20 protein-coding genes are annotated in these 16,163 nt (G+C 73.5%); 12 read left to right on the top strand and 8 right to left on the bottom strand.

What is annotated here, in order from left to right; translation table 11 throughout:
* Nucleotides 1-292: 292 nt before the first annotated feature.
* The gene (locus QI554_RS41405; protein WP_281478129.1) at nt 293-856 is read left to right on the top strand and encodes a cysteine dioxygenase; all 564 of its coding nucleotides are present in this window, start codon (nt 293-295) and stop codon (nt 854-856) included.
* On the top strand, nt 850-1,314 hold the full coding sequence (locus QI554_RS41400) for a rhodanese-like domain-containing protein (RefSeq protein ID WP_281478185.1): 465 nt from the start codon (nt 850-852) through the stop codon (nt 1,312-1,314). Before QI554_RS41405 ends, QI554_RS41400 begins: the two co-directional genes overlap by 7 nt.
* Here QI554_RS41400 and QI554_RS41395 read toward each other — a convergent pair.
* On the bottom strand, nt 1,212-2,756 hold the full coding sequence (locus QI554_RS41395) for a glycosyltransferase 87 family protein (protein WP_281478127.1): 1,545 nt from the start codon (nt 2,754-2,756) through the stop codon (nt 1,212-1,214). The two genes, QI554_RS41400 and QI554_RS41395, sit on opposite strands and share 103 nt — an antisense overlap.
* Nucleotides 2,757-2,869: 113 nt before the next feature.
* Here QI554_RS41395 and QI554_RS41390 point away from each other — a divergent pair, with 113 nt between their 5' ends.
* Nucleotides 2,870-4,081 carry a molybdopterin-dependent oxidoreductase gene (locus QI554_RS41390; RefSeq protein ID WP_281478125.1) on the top strand — a complete coding sequence of 404 codons (1,212 nt, stop codon included), beginning with the start codon at nt 2,870-2,872 and terminating at the stop codon, nt 4,079-4,081.
* The gene (locus tag QI554_RS41385) at nt 4,078-4,551 is read left to right on the top strand and encodes a hypothetical protein (protein ID WP_281478123.1); all 474 of its coding nucleotides are present in this window, start codon (nt 4,078-4,080) and stop codon (nt 4,549-4,551) included. The genes QI554_RS41390 and QI554_RS41385 overlap by 4 nt, the downstream gene beginning before the upstream one ends.
* Nucleotides 4,552-4,577: 26 nt before the next feature.
* On the opposite strand, the gene QI554_RS41380 is transcribed toward QI554_RS41385, so the two are convergent.
* Genes QI554_RS41380 through QI554_RS41370 form a run of 3 tightly spaced genes read right to left on the bottom strand, consistent with a single transcriptional unit; the run spans nt 4,578 to nt 6,548 of the window.
* Nucleotides 4,578-5,261, bottom strand: a complete 684-nt coding sequence (locus QI554_RS41380; RefSeq protein ID WP_281478121.1) for a class I SAM-dependent methyltransferase — start codon at nt 5,259-5,261, stop codon at nt 4,578-4,580.
* Nucleotides 5,258-5,908, bottom strand: a complete 651-nt coding sequence (locus QI554_RS41375; RefSeq protein WP_281478119.1) for a TIGR04282 family arsenosugar biosynthesis glycosyltransferase — start codon at nt 5,906-5,908, stop codon at nt 5,258-5,260. The genes QI554_RS41380 and QI554_RS41375 overlap by 4 nt, the downstream gene beginning before the upstream one ends.
* Complete coding sequence (locus QI554_RS41370; protein WP_281478183.1) at nt 5,901-6,548, bottom strand: glycosyltransferase family 2 protein; 648 nt, start codon at nt 6,546-6,548, stop codon at nt 5,901-5,903. Before QI554_RS41370 ends, QI554_RS41375 begins: the two co-directional genes overlap by 8 nt.
* 258 nt (nt 6,549-6,806) lie before the next feature.
* Here QI554_RS41370 and QI554_RS41365 point away from each other — a divergent pair, with 258 nt between their 5' ends.
* Together QI554_RS41365 and QI554_RS41360 are read left to right on the top strand one after the other, a co-directional pair.
* Entirely contained in the window at nt 6,807-7,556 is a 750-nt protein-coding gene (locus QI554_RS41365) for a response regulator transcription factor (protein WP_281478117.1), read from the top strand.
* A complete protein-coding gene (locus tag QI554_RS41360) occupies nt 7,556-8,716 on the top strand; it encodes a sensor histidine kinase (RefSeq protein WP_281478115.1) in 1,161 nt (386 codons plus the stop codon). Before QI554_RS41365 ends, QI554_RS41360 begins: the two co-directional genes overlap by 1 nt.
* Before the next feature lie 41 nt (nt 8,717-8,757).
* Here QI554_RS41360 and QI554_RS41355 read toward each other — a convergent pair whose 3' ends face one another.
* Nucleotides 8,758-9,792, bottom strand: a complete 1,035-nt coding sequence (locus QI554_RS41355; RefSeq protein WP_281478113.1) for an NAD-dependent epimerase/dehydratase family protein — start codon at nt 9,790-9,792, stop codon at nt 8,758-8,760.
* A 157-nt stretch (nt 9,793-9,949) separates the two neighbouring features.
* Here QI554_RS41355 and cofD point away from each other — a divergent pair, with 157 nt between their 5' ends.
* Both cofD and QI554_RS41345 read left to right on the top strand, forming a co-directional pair.
* Nucleotides 9,950-10,942, top strand: a complete 993-nt coding sequence (gene cofD / locus QI554_RS41350) for a 2-phospho-L-lactate transferase (RefSeq protein WP_281478111.1) — start codon at nt 9,950-9,952, stop codon at nt 10,940-10,942.
* Nucleotides 10,939-12,267: a coenzyme F420-0:L-glutamate ligase gene (locus QI554_RS41345; protein WP_281478109.1), complete on the top strand. Its 1,329-nt coding sequence runs from the start codon at nt 10,939-10,941 to the stop codon at nt 12,265-12,267. The genes cofD and QI554_RS41345 overlap by 4 nt, the downstream gene beginning before the upstream one ends.
* On the opposite strand, the gene QI554_RS41340 is transcribed toward QI554_RS41345, so the two are convergent.
* Entirely contained in the window at nt 12,251-12,799 is a 549-nt protein-coding gene (locus QI554_RS41340; protein WP_281478107.1) for a hypothetical protein, read from the bottom strand. The two genes, QI554_RS41345 and QI554_RS41340, sit on opposite strands and share 17 nt — an antisense overlap.
* A 142-nt stretch (nt 12,800-12,941) precedes the next feature.
* On the opposite strand from QI554_RS41340, the gene QI554_RS41335 reads away from it, so the two are divergent.
* Nucleotides 12,942-13,178, top strand: coding sequence for a hypothetical protein (locus QI554_RS41335; RefSeq protein WP_281478104.1), 237 nt, complete (start codon nt 12,942-12,944; stop codon nt 13,176-13,178).
* On the opposite strand, the gene QI554_RS41330 is transcribed toward QI554_RS41335, so the two are convergent.
* The gene (locus tag QI554_RS41330) at nt 13,166-13,387 is read right to left on the bottom strand and encodes a DUF397 domain-containing protein (protein ID WP_281478102.1); all 222 of its coding nucleotides are present in this window, start codon (nt 13,385-13,387) and stop codon (nt 13,166-13,168) included. The two genes, QI554_RS41335 and QI554_RS41330, sit on opposite strands and share 13 nt — an antisense overlap.
* Nucleotides 13,384-14,145: a helix-turn-helix domain-containing protein gene (locus QI554_RS41325; RefSeq protein ID WP_281478100.1), complete on the bottom strand. Its 762-nt coding sequence runs from the start codon at nt 14,143-14,145 to the stop codon at nt 13,384-13,386. The genes QI554_RS41330 and QI554_RS41325 overlap by 4 nt, the downstream gene beginning before the upstream one ends.
* Nucleotides 14,146-14,572: 427 nt before the next feature.
* Between QI554_RS41325 and QI554_RS41320 the strand changes: the two genes are divergently transcribed.
* From QI554_RS41320 to QI554_RS41310, 3 genes are all read left to right on the top strand, one after another.
* The gene (locus QI554_RS41320) at nt 14,573-14,758 is read left to right on the top strand and encodes a hypothetical protein (RefSeq protein WP_281478098.1); all 186 of its coding nucleotides are present in this window, start codon (nt 14,573-14,575) and stop codon (nt 14,756-14,758) included.
* 228 nt (nt 14,759-14,986) lie between these two features.
* A complete protein-coding gene (locus tag QI554_RS41315) occupies nt 14,987-15,124 on the top strand; it encodes a hypothetical protein (RefSeq protein ID WP_281478096.1) in 138 nt (45 codons plus the stop codon).
* A gap of 483 nt (nt 15,125-15,607) precedes the next feature.
* Complete coding sequence (locus tag QI554_RS41310; RefSeq protein WP_281478095.1) at nt 15,608-15,778, top strand: DUF397 domain-containing protein; 171 nt, start codon at nt 15,608-15,610, stop codon at nt 15,776-15,778.
* The last annotated feature ends 385 nt before the right edge of the window (nt 15,779-16,163 follow it).

Below are 16,163 nucleotides of genomic sequence, written 5' to 3'. Positions count from 1 at the left end.
TCGCGCCGCCGACCTCCCGAGGACCGACGCTGCGCTGTGTTGTCGCACCTGTACGAGCTGAGGGCGGCCTTCCCGCACGCCCTCGCCGCGCAGGCGGTGCCCTGGACCAGGTACGTCCGGCACATCCCTCCGGTTCGATCCCGCGGTTGACGACCTGACGAGTCGGCGCGCCACACGCGCGCGGTCGTCGGACTCCCGCCGGTGCCACTGGCCCGCCCGCCACCCCCGGAACCAGTCCGTACCCGCGCGCCGGCTGCCACCGCCGCGCCACCGCTCCCGAGGACTCCCGCGCATGTCCAGTGACATCACGGTCGCCGGCGACCCGCTCGCCGCTCCCCCGCACCTGGCCGTTCCGCCGGCCCCCGTCACCCGTCCCACCGTGGCCCGGCTCGCCGGCCTCGCCGACAGCTACGCCCGCGAGGCCGCCGCCGCGCTCGACACCGTGGAGTTCGACCCGGTGTCGCGCTGGTACCGGCTCCTGCACTCCGCCGACGACCACGAGGTGTGGCTGCTCAGCTGGCTGCCCGGACAGGGCACCGGGCTGCACGACCACGGCGGCTCGTCCGGCGTGTTCACCGTCGTCACCGGCGAACTGCACGAGCGCTCCCTGGTCGTCACGCCGCTGCGGCGGGCGGGTGCCCGCGAGCGGGTGCTGCGGCCGGGCACCCAGCGGGTCTTCGGGCCCAGCTACGTCCACGAGGTCACCAACATGGGGACCGAGCCGGCGGTGAGCGTGCACGTGTACGCGCCGCGGCTGACCTCGATGACGCTGTACGCGGCGGACCACGAGGCGTTGGAGCGCTCCGACGGCCCGTTGCCGCAGCTGCGCGTCGAGCGGTCGGGTGAGCACTGGTGAGCGCCCGGGCCGTACGTCCCGGAGTGGACGGGCTGCTCGCGGCCTCGCGGGCGCGCTTCGTGCGGGTCACCCCGGAGGAGGCCTACGACGAGGTCACCCGCTCGGGGGCCGTGCTGGTCGACACCCGCAACGCCGGGCAGCGGGCCGCGGACGGCACCGTGCCCGGCGCGCTCGTCGTCGAACGCAACCACCTGGAGTGGCGGTTCGACCCGGCGGGCGAGGCGCGGCTGCCGGAGGCGACCGGCTACGACGTCCGCGTGATCGTGCTGTGCGACGAGGGCTACGCGTCGAGCCTGGCGGCGGCGTCGCTGCTGGACCTGGGGCTGCCGCGTGCGACGGATGTGGTCGGGGGGTTTCAGGCTTGGCGGGCGGCCGGGTTGCCCGTGGTTCCGACGGGCTCCGGCACCACGGCCTCGGCCTCGGAGGGCGGCACGGGTTCCGCGGCGCACTCGGGCTGACGGTGCGTCATGCGTGTGCGGCGGCCGCGCAGTGCCGCGGTGGACACCACCACGGCGAGCGCGGCGCCGTACGCGATGTGGTGCACGGCCGCCATCTGGGTGTCGGTGATGCCGAGCATCCAGGTGAAGTAGAGGGCGTACCCGGCGAGGCCTACCGCGAGCCATTCCGCGCGGCCGTCCAGGACGACGAGGGCCACCAGGATGAGTGAGTACCAGGGGTAGTTCGGGGCCAGCACCAGCAGCAGCGTGCCGGTCATCGTGAGGGCGGCGTGCCAGGGGCGGTCCGGGTCGGAGCGGCGCGACACGACGACGGCGGTGACGACGAGGACCGCGACCGCCGCGAACGGTGTGGCGGCCTCGGGCAGCACGAGGTCGAGCAGGCCGAACCGGGCGCCGTCGTTGTAGTCCTCCTCCTTGAGGTAGCCGGGCAGGTAGCCGATGACGGCCGAGCCGGAGATCAGCAGGTACGGGACGTAGGAGAGAAGCACCGTCGCGGCGGCCGTCCCCCACGTGAGCCACGGGCGCCTCCGGGCCGCCCCGACGAGCGATGCGGCGGGGAACATCTTGGTGGCGATCGCGGCACCGGCCAGCAGGCCGCCGAGCAGGGGGCGCTTCGCGGCGACCGCGCCGAGGCCGAGCACGAGGAAGAACACTCCGAGTGCGTCCACGTGCGCGTTGTTGCCGCATTCCAGGGCGACCATCGGGCACCACGCCCACAGCACGACGTGCCTGGGGTCCCGACCGATGCGGCGGAGCAACCAGAGCAGCGCGAGCGTGACGGCGATCGCGGTCAGCGCGGCTGCCGCCTGCACGGGTTCGCGGCCGTCGGACGGGGTCGCCGCGTGGACCAGGCGGTACCAGGCCTGCGCGACGGGTGGATAGATCGTGTGGACGGCGGGGCGGTTCATGAGGGTGCAGGCGCCGTCGGGGAGCGGGTGTTTGAACCACCCGACGCAGGGGCCCTGCTCCGGCGGCGGGAACAGCCAGTCGTCGCGCAGGCGTTCGAGGGCGGGGTCCTGAGGGGTGTAGCGGTACGGCGAGATCCCGGCGGCCTGGACGCGGCCGTCCCAGGCGTAGCGGTAGGCGTCGTCGCTGGTCTGGGGTGGGGCGGAGAGGGCGATCAGTTGGAAGGCGACCGCGCCCAGGAGGATCAGCGGGACGGCTGCCCGACGAGGGACGCGGCGGATCGTCAGCCAGGCCGCGACGGCGAAGACCGACCAGGCGACGGCGTAGACGACGTACGTGCCGTAGTCGCCCGACCGGGTGTGGGCGCCGTGGACCGCGTAGGCGAGCACCGCGGCCTGGAGGACGACGAGCAGTACGGCCAGCGCTGTGGCCAGGTGGGTCTCGGGGCTCTTGGGGCGGTGGGCTTCCGAGGTCTCCCCGGGTCGGGTTCCTGAGGTCTTCCCGGGTCGGTTTCCGGGCTGTGTCGCCGCTGGCATGCCCCGACCATGGCAGCCCCGGACCGGCTTGTGAGTCCGCCTCGTCGATGCGTCAGGAGTCTGTAAGGAGGCGAAGCGGTGCAGCGGGGGCACTTTGGGGGTTGAGTGCGGACATGAGCAGGATCCGTATCCCCCGCCTGCCGCGCGCCGCCGGGGCACCCGACATTCCGCTGCCCGAGCCGCCCGCCGCGCTGCGCCGAGGTCCACTGCGGGAGGGCGCGTTCGGTTCCGCGCTGCACGATCCGCGCACTGCGGTCGTGGTGGGTCGGCTGCTCGGGCCGGCCTTCGCGGTGTGCTTCCTGACCGGCGTGCTCAGCCACCTGATGCAGCATCAGCCGGGCTGGCTGGCGCTGCCGAGCCGACCGGTGTGGGGCTACCGCGTGACGCAGGGCCTGCACGTCGCCACCGGCATCGCGGCGGTCCCGCTGTTGCTCGTGAAGCTGTGGGTGGTCTACCCCCGGCTGTTCGCGTGGCCTCCGGCCCGGTCGGTGCGGCACGCGCTGGAGCGGCTGTCGGTCGCGGTGCTCGTCGCCGCGGCGGTCTTCGAACTGGCCGGCGGGCTGCTCAACATCGTGCAGTGGTACCCGTGGCCGTTCCCGTTCGTCCCGGTGCACTACTGGATCGGGTGGGTGGTGACCGGCGCGCTGGTGCTGCACATCGCCGTGCAGCTGCCGACGATCGTGGGGCACTGGCGGCGAGCGCGGGGAACTGCGGTTCCACAGGCTGTGGACGGGCCGTCGCGTCGTGGGCTCATGGCGGCGCTGGGCGCCTCGGTGGGTGTCGTGACGCTGGCGACCGTGGGGCAGTCGTTCTCACCGCTGGGCAAGGTCTCGCTGCTTGCGCCGCGCCGGCCCGGGGTCGGTCCGCAGGGGCTGCCGGTCAACAAGACGGCGGCGGGCGCGGGCGTCCTCGCGCCGATCCGCGATCCGGCGTGGCGGCTCACGGTGGTCGGGCCGCGCGGATTCAGCGTCTCGCGCGAGGAGTTGCTGGCCATGCCGCAGCACACCGTCACGTTGCCCATCGCGTGTGTGGAGGGCTGGAGCGCGTCGGCGTCGTGGACGGGGGTCCGGATCCGCGACCTGCTGGAGCGTGCGGGCGCGCCGGAGCACGCGACCTTGCGGGTGTTCTCGCTGGAGCGGTTCAGCCCGTACGCGGTCATGGAGATGCGGCGCGAGTACGCACGCGATCCCTTGAGCCTGCTGGCCCTTTCCCTCAACGGGGAGCCGCTCGCGGAGGACCACGGGTACCCGGCCCGGGTCATCGCGCCGAACCGTCCGGGTGTGCTCCAGACGAAGTGGGTGTCGCGGATGGAGGTGGTCCTGTGAGCACGACGGAGCGGGCGCGTGGGTCGCGCGTGGTGTGGTGGTCGCGGGCGGTGCTGGGTGCGGGCGGGTTGGCGTTGATGGGCTACGGGACGGCGGGGCTGCTCGACGAGCCCTCGTACGTCGACAAGTGGGGTGTGGCCCGGTGGCTCGTCGGTGGACTCGTGCTGCACGACGCGGTCTTCGCCACGCTGGTCTTCGGCGTGGGGTTCGTGGTCATGCGGGCCGTACCGGCGAGGGGTCCGGCTCCGTGGGTGCGCCGCACGTTGCTGGGCGGTCTGGCGGCGGGCGTGGCGGCGACGTTGATCACCTTGCCGGCGCTGCTTCGGCCGCTTCCGACGCAGAACCCGTCGGTGCTGCCGCTGGACTACGGACGGAACCTCGCGGTGGTGTGGGGGGTCGTGGCGGCGGCGACGGGCATCGTGATCGCGCTGCGGACGTGGCGCCCCGGGCTGTTCCGGCGTGACCGCTGACCATGCGCTGTGGCGTCACACCCGCGTCACACGCCGATGCGTATCAGCTCGGCGAAGGCACGGTCGTCGGTGTGCCAGGTCCCGGTGGTCTTGAAACCGCATGTCGGCGCGAGGCGTTCGAGGGCGTGGAGGCCTAGGGCGGCCCAGCGGAACGGGGTTCCTCGGTGGCCCGCCGCGTCCTCGACGCGCGCGGCGAAGCGTTCGCTGCGGTCGGGGTTGCGGGGGTCGGTCTCGACGAGGAGGACTCCGTCGCGGCGCAGGAGGGCGGCGGTTCGGGTGAGAAGCGCCTCGGGGTCGCCGCCGATACCGATGTTGCCGTCGGCCAACAGGGCGCTGGACCAGCGGCCTTCGCCCGGCAGCGGGTCGAAGACCGAGCGGCGCAGGGCCGCGCCGCCCGCGTGGACGGTGAGGCGGACGGCGGTGGCGGCGAGGTCGATGCCCAGGGCCGGTGTGCCGCGTCGGACGAGCGCGGCGACGAGGCGACCCGGGCCGCAGCCGATGTCGAGGGTCGGGCCGGCGCAGCGGGCGAGGAGGGTCTCGTCGGCGGTGTCGGCGGCGGCCTTCCAGCGGTCGACGTCGAGGGGTTCGCGGCGGCCGTCCGTCCTGACGAGGTAGAGCGGGCCGCCGTCGCGCAGCGCGGTCTCGTAGGGCGCGAGTGGGCCGGGGCGGGGGTGGTCGGCGTGGGGGCCGACCATGATCGCGGTTGTCACGCCAGGGCCTTCGTGCGCTCGGTGACGCCGAACAGGCGGGCGGTGCGCGCGCTGCGGGTGTCCGGTGCGGTGGCGGCGACGTCGGTGAGGTCGGCCACCGTGTCGATGTCCGTGAGGGTCGGCAGGTCCCGCACGGTGAGGGCTGCCGCGGTGAGCCTGGCCCGCTGTACGGCGCCGGTGCGGGGAGTCGACATCGGGACGCCGAGGAGCAGTGCCGGGTCGGGCCGCCGGAGGCCAAGCGCCCAGAACCCTCCGTCGGCGGCCGGGCCGAACCACGCGTCGGCAGTGTCCCAGTCGACGGTGCCGAGGAGTTCGGGCGTGATCTGCGGGGTGTCCATGCCGACCAGCAGCGCGGGTCCGCCGCACAGGGCGAACGCGGCGGCGAGGCGTACGTCGAGGCCGCCGGCGCACTGCGGGACGACCTCGAAGCCGGCCGGGAACCACGGCCTCGGGGCTCCGTCGAGGACGAGGACGCGGCGGCGGGCCGGGGTCGCCCGTACCGCGTCGAGGGTGTCGGCGAGTGCCGCCTCGGCGACCTCCGCCGCCTGGTGCGGGGTGAGCGCGGGCGTCAGCCGCGTCTTGACCCGTCCGGGCACGGGGGATTTGGCGATCACCAGGAGCGTGGTGTCGCGGCTGTGGTCAGACATGGGCGAGCACCGCGCTCATGTCGCGGACGGCGGTGAGGGTGCCGCGTAGAGTGCCGGTCACCTTGGAGCGCCCGGTGCGCGGGAGGTACCGCACGTCGGTCTCCTGGATGCGCCAGGAGGCCTCGGCCGCGCGGACGACCATTTCGAGCGGGTAGCCCGATCTGCGGTCGGTGAGGCCCAGGGCGAGGAGGTCTTCGCGTCGGGCGGCGCGCATCGGGCCGAGGTCGTGGAGGCGTGCTCCGGTGCGGGCGCGGAGCTTGTGGGCGAGGACGCGGTTGGCGAGGCGCGCGTGGGGCGGCCAGGCGCCGCGCGTGGCCGGGCGGCGGCGGCCGAGCACGAGGTCGGCGTCGCCGTCGCGGACCGGTTCGGCCACGTACGGGAGTTCGCGCGGGTCGAGGGAAGCGTCGCAGTCGCAGAAGCAGACCACGGGCGCGGTGGCGGCGGTGAGGCCGGCGTGGCAGGCGGAGCCGAAGCCTTTGACCGGCTCGTGCACGACGAGGGCGCCGAGGTCCCGGGCGAGGTCGGCGGAGCCGTCGGTGGACCCGTTGTCGACGACGATCGCGCGGTAGCCCGGGGGCATGCGTTTCAGGACCCACGGGAGGGCGCCGGCTTCGTCGAGGCACGGCAGGACGACGTCCACGGCCGCCGCGGCGTCGGCCTGGCGGCGTGCTGGGGTCGGGGCGGGTGTCGGCGTGTGCGGGGGCTTGGCCCCGGCGGAAGAGGCGGCATCCATGGCTTTCACGCTAGGGAGCCAACGGGGCGATTCCGGTGCGCGGCGTGCTTACGAAATTCGTACGGAGGCTTGGGGGCGGGGTTGGGGGGCGGGTGCTTCTTACGGATTCCGAACGGCCTCGTCGTGAGTGGCGGGCGCCCCCGTGCGCATCCCTACACTCGGCCCATGACAGGCACCGCGGGCACCGTTCTCGTCGTCGACGACGATCCGACCGTCGCCGAGGTGGTGGTCGACTACCTGCGCGCGGCGGGCTTCGCGACGGCGCACGCGCCGGACGGGCCTACCGCGCTCGCCATGGCGGAGTCGACGCCTCCGGACCTCGTGGTGCTCGACCTGATGCTGCCCGGCATGGACGGGCTCGAAGTGTGCCGCCGGCTGCGCGAGCGCGCGCCGGTGCCGGTGGTGATGCTGACGGCGCTCGGCGAGGAGAGCGACCGCGTGCTGGGCCTGGAGATCGGCGCGGACGACTACGTGACGAAGCCCTTCAGCCCGCGCGAGCTGGTGCTGCGGGTCCGGTCCGTGCTGCGCCGCACGGGTGCCGCGGCCGCCGGGGTGGGTGGAGCGCCGTTGCGGCACGGGCTCCTCGAGGTCGACGTCGGCGCGCACCGGGCGACCCGCGGGGGTCGGGAACTCGCCTTGACCGCACGCGAGTTCGATCTTCTGTGCTTCCTGATGCAGCATCCCGGCCGGGTGTTCTCGCGCGAGGAGCTGATGCACGAGGTGTGGGGCTGGTCGTTCGGCGACCGCTCGACCGTGACCGTGCACGTGCGGCGGCTGCGGGAGAAGATCGAGGACGATCCGGCGGCGCCGCGCATGCTGGTGACGGTCTGGGGCGTCGGCTATCGGCTGGACGCGGTGGAGCCGGAGCTCCCCGATCCGGCGGTGGCGTCCCCGGGTGCTGCGAGTGACGCGTGATGCCGCTCGACGACTTCCTGCTGGTCTGCCTCATCGCGAGCCTGTGCGGCCTGGTGGTGACGGTCGTCGGCATGGGCGCCCTGCGGCTGGCGCGGCATCGGCCGCTGTCCGTCGCGCTGGCCGCGGTCTCCGTGGTGACGGTCGCGGCGATGGCGGCGGGAACGGTCGGGGTCGCGCAGGCGATGTTCCTGTCCTCCCACGACCTGACCGTGATGATGGTGGTGTGCGGGGTCGCCGCGGTGCTGGCGGTCGGCGTCGCGGCGGTGCTGGGGCGTCCGGTCGTCGCCGACGTGCGGGCGCTGCAGCGGGCCGCGCACGGGCTCGGCTCGGCGTCCTCCGACGGCGAGCCTGCCGCGTACCAGCCTCCGCGCCCCTCGTCGATAGCGGAACTGGCTGACTTGAGCAGCGAGTTGGAGCGCACAAGCGCCCGGCTGACCGAGGCCCGGGCCCGGGAACGGGCGGTCGAGCAGTCGCGGCGCGAGCTGATCGCGTGGATCTCGCACGACCTGCGCACGCCGTTGGCGGGCCTGCGGGCGATGGCGGAGTCGCTGGAGGACGGCGTCGCGGCCGATCCCGCGCGCTACCACCGGCGCATCCGGGTCGAGGTGGACCGGCTGAGCGGCATGGTGGACGACCTGTTCGAGCTGTCCCGCATCCAGGCCGGCGCGCTGCAGCTGTCGTTGTCGCGGGTCTCGCTGTACGACCTGGTCGGCGACGCCCTCGCGGGCACCGAAGTCCTCGCCCGGTCCCGGTCGGTGCGGCTCGAGGGCGGCGCGATCGAGCCCGTGCCGGTGCGCGTGGACAGCAAGGAGATGTCCCGGGCGCTCACGAACCTGCTGGTCAACGCGATCCGGCACACGCCGTCCGACGGCGCGGTGGTGGTCGGCGTGGAGAGTGCGCCGGACGCGGTCGTCGTGACGGTGACGGACGCGTGCGGCGGCATCCCCGAGGACGACCTGCACCGCGTCTTCGACACCGGCTGGCGCGGCTCGCACGCCCGCACCCCCGGTCCCGACGGCGGCGCGGGGCTCGGCCTGGCGATCGTCCGCGGCATCGTGGAGGCGCACCGGGGGTCGGTGGGCGTCGTCAACGTCACCGGCGGCTGCCGGTTCGAGGTGCGGCTGCCGGTGCAGGGCCCTCATGTAGGGGCCCTCGCCTAGGGCGGCCAGGATGCGCTGACCGGCCGCCTTCGGCGTTCCGGTCACCGCATCCCGGCTGCCGCGAACTCCCGCATACCGTCCTCGAAGTCCACTTCCGCCCGCCAGCCCAGCTCGCGTTCCAGCCGGGCCGGGGACGCCGTGATGTGCCGGACGTCTCCGAGCCGGAACTGTCCCGTCACCATGGGCTCGGGGCCGCCGTGCGCGGCGGCCAGCGCGTCCGCCATCTGGCCGACCGTGCGCGGGTTGCCGGTCCCGACGTTGTAGGTGCGCAGCCCGACGTCCTCACGGCCGAGCGCGGCCACGTTGGCGCGGGCGACATCCCCGACGTGGATGAAGTCGCGGCGTTGGCCTCCGTCTTCGAACACGCGCGGGGCGGTCCCGGCGGCGAGCGCGGAGCGGAAGATGGACGCGACCCCGGCATAGGGCGTGTCGCGAGGCATCCTCGGCCCGTACACGTTGTGGTAGCGCAGCGAGGTGGCGGTGCCGCCGACGGTACGGGCCCAGGCGGCGGCGAGGTGCTCCTGGGCGAGCTTGGTGGCGGCGTAGACGTTGCGCGGGTCCGGTGCGGCCTCCTCGGCGACCCGGCCCGGCGCGAGCTCGCCGCCGCACGCCGGGCAGCGCGGTTCGAAGCGCCCGCGTTCGAGGTCGGCGGCGGGGCGCGGGCCCGGCACGACGGCGCCGTGCTCGCCGCACTCGTAGCGGCCCTCGCCGTAGACGACCATCGACCCCGCGAGCACCAGGCGCGCGACGCCCGCGCGGGCCATGGCGGCGAGCAGGACGGCGGTGCCGAGGTCGTTGCAGCCCACGTAGTCGGGGGCGTCGTCGAGGTCGAGGCCGAGGCCGACCATCGCCGCCTGGTGGCTGACGGCGTCGACCCCGCGCAGGGCCGCGGCGACGGTGTCCGGGTCGCGGACGTCGCCCCGCCGGAACTCGGCGTCGCCCGGCAGCGCGGGGGCCGCGCGGTGCACGGCGGGCAGCAGCGCGTCCAGCACCCGCACCTCGTGCCCGGCGGCGAGCAGCGCCTCGGTGACATGCGATCCGATGAACCCGGCTCCGCCGGTGACGAGGATCCTCATGCCGTCGACGCTAGGCCCGGCGGGCCCTGCCGGGGCGGCGGCATGACCGGACGTCAGGCTTTCGTAAGGGGTGGCCCGCGCGCGTCGTGCGGGGTGATCGGCGCGGGTGTCGCCCCGCTGCGGGAGGTCGTGCGCCCGGCCTGCGAGACTGGTCGGTATGCGCATCGTGGTACTGGCCGGCGGGATCGGCGGAGCACGGTTCCTGCGGGGCCTCAAGGCAGCGGAACCCCAGGCGGACATCACTGTCGTCGGCAACACCGGCGACGACATCCACCTGTTCGGGCTGAAGGTGTGCCCGGACCTCGACACCGTGATGTACACGCTGGGCGAGGGCATCAACGAGGAGCAGGGCTGGGGCCGTCGCGACGAGACGTGGAGCATCCGCGAGGAGATGCGCGCGTACGGCGTCGAGCCGACCTGGTTCGGGCTGGGCGACCGCGACTACGCGACGCACATCGTGCGCACCCAGATGATGGGCGCCGGCTACCCGCTGAGCGCGGTCACCGAGGCGCTGTGCGCGCGGTGGAACCCGGGGGTGCGGCTGATCCCCATGTCCGACGACCGGGTCGAGACACACGTCGTCGTCGACGACCCCGACCGCCCGGAGACCCGCAAGGCGATCCACTTCCAGGAGTACTGGGTCAAGCTGCGCGCCGAGCCGACCGCCCACGCGATCGTCGCGGTCGGGATCGAGGAGGCCAAGCCGGCCCCCGGCGTGCTGGCGGCCATCGCCGCGGCGGACGTGATCCTGCTCCCGCCGTCCAACCCGGTCGTGTCGGTCGGCACGATCCTGGGTGTCCCCGGGATCCGGGACGCGCTGGTCGAGGCGGCCGCGCCGGTCGTCGGCCTGTCGCCGATCGTCGGCGGCGCACCGGTGCGCGGCATGGCGGACAAGGTGCTGGAGGCGGTCGGCGTGGAGACGTCGGCCGCGGCGGTCGCCAAGCACTACGGGCCCGGGCTGCTCGACGGCTGGCTGGTGGACAGCACCGACGCGGCGGCGGTCGCCGACGTCGAAGCGGCCGGGATCCCGTGCCGCGCGGTGCCGCTGATGATGACGGACGTCGAGGCGACGGCGGCGATGGCCCGGGCCGCGCTCGACCTGGCCGCCGAGGTGCGCGTGGACGCGGGCCCGTCGGAGGCCGGCGCGTGACGCCGCCGAGCGGCTACGAGGTCGTCGGCCTGCCGGGCATCCCCGAGGTGCGGGACGGCGACGACCTCGCGGCGCTGGTCGCGGACGCCGCGGCGGCCTCCGGCGTGGGCCTCGCCGACGGCGACGTGCTGGTCGTCACGTCCAAGATCGTCAGCAAGGCGGAGGGCCGCCTTCTGCGCGGCGTCGACCGCGAGAAGGTCATCGACTCCGAGGCCGTGCGCGTCGTCGCGCGGCGCGGCAACACCCGGATCGTGGAGACCCGGCACGGATTCGTGATGGCGGCGGCCGGCGTCGACGCCTCGAACACCGAGCCCGGGACGCTGCTGCTCCTCCCCGAGGACTCCGACGCGTCCGCGCGTGCGCTCCGCGCCGGGCTGCTCGCCCGCACCGGGCGGCGGGTCGGCGTCGTGGTCAGCGACACGTTCGGGCGGCCGTGGCGCACCGGGCTGACCGACGTCGCGATCGGCGTGGCGGGCCTGGACGCGCTCGACGACCACCGCGGGCGCACCGACACGCACGGCAACGAACTCGCCGTCACGGTGACCGCCGTCGTCGACGAACTGGCGTCGGCCGCCGAGCTGGTCAAGGGCAAGTCGGGAGCCGTGCCGGTCGCCGTCGTGCGCGGGCTCGGCCACCTGGTGACCGAGGAGGACGGTGCCGGGATCCGGGCCGTCGTGCGGAGTTCGGCCGACGACATGTTCCGGCTCGGCACCGACGACGCGCTCGCCGAGGGCGCCCGCCGGGCCGTTACCGCGCGGCGCACCATCCGCGCCTTCACCGACGAGCCGGTCGACGGCGACGCCGTCCGCCGCGCGGTCGACGCCGCGGTCACGGCCCCGGCACCGCACCACACGGTGCCGTGGCGCTTCGTCCTCCTCGAATCGCCTTCCGCACGGGTCGCGTTGCTGGACGCGATGCGCGACGCGTGGATCCGCGACCTGCGGGCCGACGGCCTCTCCGACGAGGCGGTGGCCCGGCGGGTCTCCCGGGGCGACCTGCTGCGCAACGCGCCGTACCTGGTCGTCCCGTGCCTCGTCACCGACGGGGCGCACACCTATCCCGACCCGGTCCGCTCGGCCGCCGAACGCGAGATGTTCGTCGTGTCGGCGGGCGCGGCGGTCGAGAACCTCCTGATCGCGTTGACGGCGGAGGGCCTCGGTTCGGCGTGGGTGTCGTCGACCATGTTCTGCCGCGACGTGGTGCGGGACGTGCTCGAACTCCCGTCCGGCTGGGACCCGATGGGCGCCATCGCGGTCGGTCACCCGGCCGAGCCGCCGCGGGAGCGGCCCGCGCGGTCGGCGAACGACGTCATCGTGGTGCGTTAGCCGCGGACGACCCGCGGCCCGCGCCCCGGCGCGGCGGCCCTGCGCGCTGAACCGGTGCGACTCGCCGGATCAGCGCGCAGTAGCCCGTGATCAGCGCGAACCACCCGCCCGCCACGGCGAATCCGGTGTACCCGGCCGCGAACAGGGCCAGGCACCAGGCCGCCAGCGCACTGTGGGCAACGGCGGTAAAGGTAAAGGCCCTGGACCGCAAGGCCACACTGCGCACGACCAACCCGAAGATCGCGCAGAAGTCCGCGCCCGCCATGACGACCGCGATGTCGGCCGAAAGGTCCCGGCCGTCCGACGCGACACCGTAGCCGTCGACCCGGCTCGGCCCGAGGAACGGGCCGGTCAGCGGGTCGGAGTAGGTGTTGCTGTTCAGTCCCTCGTGATCCGGGACGACCGTCATGAAGTGCCATAGCCAGACGGGCAGTTCGACCGCGAGAAGCAGGCCGAGCCCGATGCACAGTGCCGTCAACAGGCGCGGGTGCTTCGGGGGTTCGTACGTCGCGGGGCTCACCTCGTCGCGCATCCGCCGACCTTAGTGGTTGGCGCCCGACCCGGGTTGCCCCCGGCACAGTGTGGGGCTCACCGCGCACAGCGACCTCACCCTTCGTGCAACCCAGCGCTGATCATGAGCTCTCACCCCCCGGATCCCGGACCAAGGAGTTTTCATGGCCAAGTTCACGCGGCGCATCGCGAGCGCGGGCCTCGCCGCGGCGGCGGCGACCGGCATCGTCGTCGCCACGGCCGGCGCCGCTTCGGCGTCACCCGTGGCGTACTACCGGACGTACAGCGAATGCGCGAGCGTCGGGCAGATGTACGTCCACTACACGAGCGCGACCAGCTACAACTGCAAATGGACGGGCTACGACGCGGGCTACGCGCTGTACATCAACTACGACGCCTGACGGCCCCGGCTTCCGAGAGCGCCGAGGAGCGCACCCCAGCCTTCATGCGTGAAGGCCAGGGTGTCGCTCCCGGACCGCTTCGAGTCGCGGACGCGGAACGCACGTGCGGCGGTGGCGACTTCAACACAGTCGCCGCCGTCGGACCCGCTGTGGCTGCTCTTGCGCCAGACCAGAGCTGCCGCGTCATGGGTCTGCCTGACTCGGTTCATCGCTCTCCCAACAGCCGCCGGATGAACAGCGCGGACTCTTCGCAGTTGAGTGCGTGCGACCGCAGCTTGCCATAGCGCAGCGCGAGCGTGCCAACGGTTCGGACGCCGCTGGCCACGCGCCCGAGGCCTTGCGACTCGATGTAGCCGAAGCGCCGGTTGCCGTCGGTCTCCAACAGCACGAACGGGCCGTTGAGGCCTGGATGAAAGCAGTTCGTCTGCCGCATCACCTGAATCTCCATGTTGCGTTGCTGCACCACGTCGACAAGTCGGCGGCGCTGTTCCGCCATTGCCGCGTCGCCCCCGATCACGTTCAGCAGAGCAGTGTCTCCGATGATGAAGGAGAGCTCGATCAGCGGTTCGCGGCCAAGCAGTCGTTGCCGCGCCAGCCGCGCTTCAACGTTCTGCTCGACCTCATCCGCACTCATCGGCGGGCACTGGCCCTCGAAGACCGCCCTCGCGTAGGCCTCGGTCTGAAGCAGCCCGGGGACCAACAACGGGTCGTACGAGAACCGACTGACCGCGTCCGCCTCGAGCTGCGCGAAGTCCTGGAAGAAGATCGGGAGTTTGGCCAGGTCGACCTCGTCCTGCAGGGCCGCCAGCGCGCCCTGGGTTCCCAGGACCCGTTCGGCCGCGGTCGTGAACGCCTCCTTGGCCGGCCGCCTGCCCAGCTCGATCGACGCGACCTGGTCCTTCGAGTAGCCCACCGCGTCGCCCAACTCCTGCCGCGTGATGCCCAGGCGTTCGCGGAACTGCTTCACGATCCGGCCGTACCCGATCCAGATCGGCGGGTTCTCGTTCTCCCGGCGCGGCCGTCGCCGCCGGGCGACTCCCTCGTGCCCGTCCTGTCCGGCGTCTCCTGCTCCCGTGGCACTCATGCGCGTTCACACCCCCAGGGTCGATTTCCGGCCGAGCCCAGGCTAGATCGAGTAGTCGCTCGAACACGCTGTGAAACGTCGAACTCGTTGGGTCGACACGGCAGATCAGCTCGTACAGATTTCGCCGCCGCGTGTACACCGCAGGTGGGCACGTGTCGCGTTGGCTCCCATACATCCGCGATGCACCGACTCGTCGGCGATCGCCCTTCCCGCCTGCGGCGATGATCAGTAGCCTCCGCGCACCCGAGCCGTCTCCGGCACGCGCAGCGCGTGGTCCGGCCGGCTCCGTCTGTCCGAAACGGGGGAAGTCGTGCCCAAGCGCATCGAGGACGCCGGCACCAACCGGAAGCTGATCGCGTCCGTGTGCGGCCTGGTGTTCATCCTGCTCGGCGTCGGCCTGTTCTTCGCCAACCCGACCGGCGAAATGGCGGCCGTGTCCCTGGTGGCGATCGTGCCGGGCGTCGTGCTGGCCCTACGCGCACCAGGGCGCGGCTGACCTGCTCCGAGGTCCCGGTCATGCGGATGCCTTAGGGCATGCCTCAGGCACCTTAGGGGCGGCCCAAGGGACCTCAGCCCGGCACCCGGCCGAGCTGCCCGTCCAAGATCGGGCAACCGCCCGATGCCCGACACCTCACTGGGAGACGAATCTTGAGTCATGCCCCGGAAGACACCGGGGGCCCGGAGCGGAAAGCCCGCCGAGGGGCAGGACCCAAGGGGAGTCACCATGATCGAGTACCAGCTCTTCCAGACCCGGGCCCACGAGATGCACGAGGTCGCCGCGCACGAGCGGATGGTCCGATCGGCTCTCCGCACCCGCCGCGCCGCCCGCCGGGCCCGCCGCACCGCCCGCCGCGCCGCATGACCCCGGCGCACAGCCACGGGCCGCCGCGCACCGACGAAGGACCGCCGAGGGGTCCGGACGCCCCAAGCCGCCGGCCCCCCCGGCGGTTCCGCGCCCCCAGCGGCCTCCGGGCCCCCCGCGCCCGCACCACGCCCCGCGGGGGGGCCCGCCCCCCCCCCGCGCCCGCACCCCTCGGCGTTTCCGCGCCACCTGAGCCATCCTGGTCACACAGCCAGCCCGGCAGACGGCAAGTTCGGGCAAGCGGGTCGCATCTCCGCGATGCCGCACCGTTGTCGACGCGGAGCGGCGGAGTACGGGCAGCGAGGTCCCGCCGTTCGTCGTAGCCGAGTGGCTCGACAAACCGCGCAGGCTGATCCGCGCGCACTCGACCACGCCGGAGGACGCCGTGGCGTGGCTGCGCGGGACATACGAACGGACGGTGCCCGAGCCCATACGCAGCTCCGGGTCCGACGAGGAGACCGCTCATCGACCCGTTACGGCCGCGTGTGCACCGAGGGGTGCGTCGAAGTCGCGACGAACATCCCCGGCACGGTCGGCCTGAAGGACACGAAGACCGGCGCCGTCATGCAGTTCACGCGTGACGAGTGGACGGTGTTCCTGGCCGGCGCGAAGGCCGGCGAGTTCGACCTGCCGGACGCGGCCTTCAGCGCGTAGCAGCGGAGATCGGTCTGACCTGTAACGCCACCGAGGTGGGCGTGTCCCCCCTCCCCCGGTTGGGGGGGGGGGGGCGGTGGCCCCCCGCCCCCCAACGCTCGTTCCTGTGCCGCTGGGTTCGGGCCAGTGGCTAGGCGGCGGGGTTCGTGTTTGTGCGCACCGAGCTTGCTCGGCGCGCACAAACACCAAGGCTCCATCGCCGGCAGGCGGGGTTTGTTCCAGCGCGCCGCCTTTGGTTGGCGCGCAATCCCCTACCTCCGTGGGCGGTGCAGGCCTGCACATGCGGTGCGCGGGTGTTGTCGGGCCGCGCCGCGCCAACGTTGTTCTGGGGGCTACGTGGTGGGTCGGGGACTGGGCGGCGGGTTTTCGGGGTGCGGCGCGGCCC

The organism is Yinghuangia seranimata (assembly GCF_029953285.1).
GTDB lineage: Bacteria > Actinomycetota > Actinomycetes > Streptomycetales > Streptomycetaceae > Yinghuangia > Yinghuangia seranimata.
The sequence above is the reverse complement of the archived record's forward strand: the minus strand, read 5'-3'. Positions and strand labels throughout refer to the sequence as shown.

Coding starts and splice junctions, on each gene's coding strand:
- QI554_RS41355 (WP_281478113.1), bottom strand. CDS start 9,792: ATGAGGATCCTCGTCACCGGCGGAGCCGGGTTCATCGGATCGCATGTC.
- QI554_RS41365 (WP_281478117.1), top strand. CDS start 6,807: ATGACAGGCACCGCGGGCACCGTTCTCGTCGTCGACGACGATCCGACC.
- QI554_RS41335 (WP_281478104.1), top strand. CDS start 12,942: ATGGCCAAGTTCACGCGGCGCATCGCGAGCGCGGGCCTCGCCGCGGCG.
- QI554_RS41395 (WP_281478127.1), bottom strand. CDS start 2,756: ATGCCAGCGGCGACACAGCCCGGAAACCGACCCGGGAAGACCTCAGGA.
- QI554_RS41330 (WP_281478102.1), bottom strand. CDS start 13,387: ATGAACCGAGTCAGGCAGACCCATGACGCGGCAGCTCTGGTCTGGCGC.
- QI554_RS41340 (WP_281478107.1), bottom strand. CDS start 12,799: ATGCGCGACGAGGTGAGCCCCGCGACGTACGAACCCCCGAAGCACCCG.
- QI554_RS41315 (WP_281478096.1), top strand. CDS start 14,987: ATGATCGAGTACCAGCTCTTCCAGACCCGGGCCCACGAGATGCACGAG.
- QI554_RS41405 (WP_281478129.1), top strand. CDS start 293: ATGTCCAGTGACATCACGGTCGCCGGCGACCCGCTCGCCGCTCCCCCG.
- QI554_RS41360 (WP_281478115.1), top strand. CDS start 7,556: ATGCCGCTCGACGACTTCCTGCTGGTCTGCCTCATCGCGAGCCTGTGC.
- cofD (WP_281478111.1), top strand. CDS start 9,950: ATGCGCATCGTGGTACTGGCCGGCGGGATCGGCGGAGCACGGTTCCTG.
- QI554_RS41390 (WP_281478125.1), top strand. CDS start 2,870: ATGAGCAGGATCCGTATCCCCCGCCTGCCGCGCGCCGCCGGGGCACCC.
- QI554_RS41375 (WP_281478119.1), bottom strand. CDS start 5,908: ATGTCTGACCACAGCCGCGACACCACGCTCCTGGTGATCGCCAAATCC.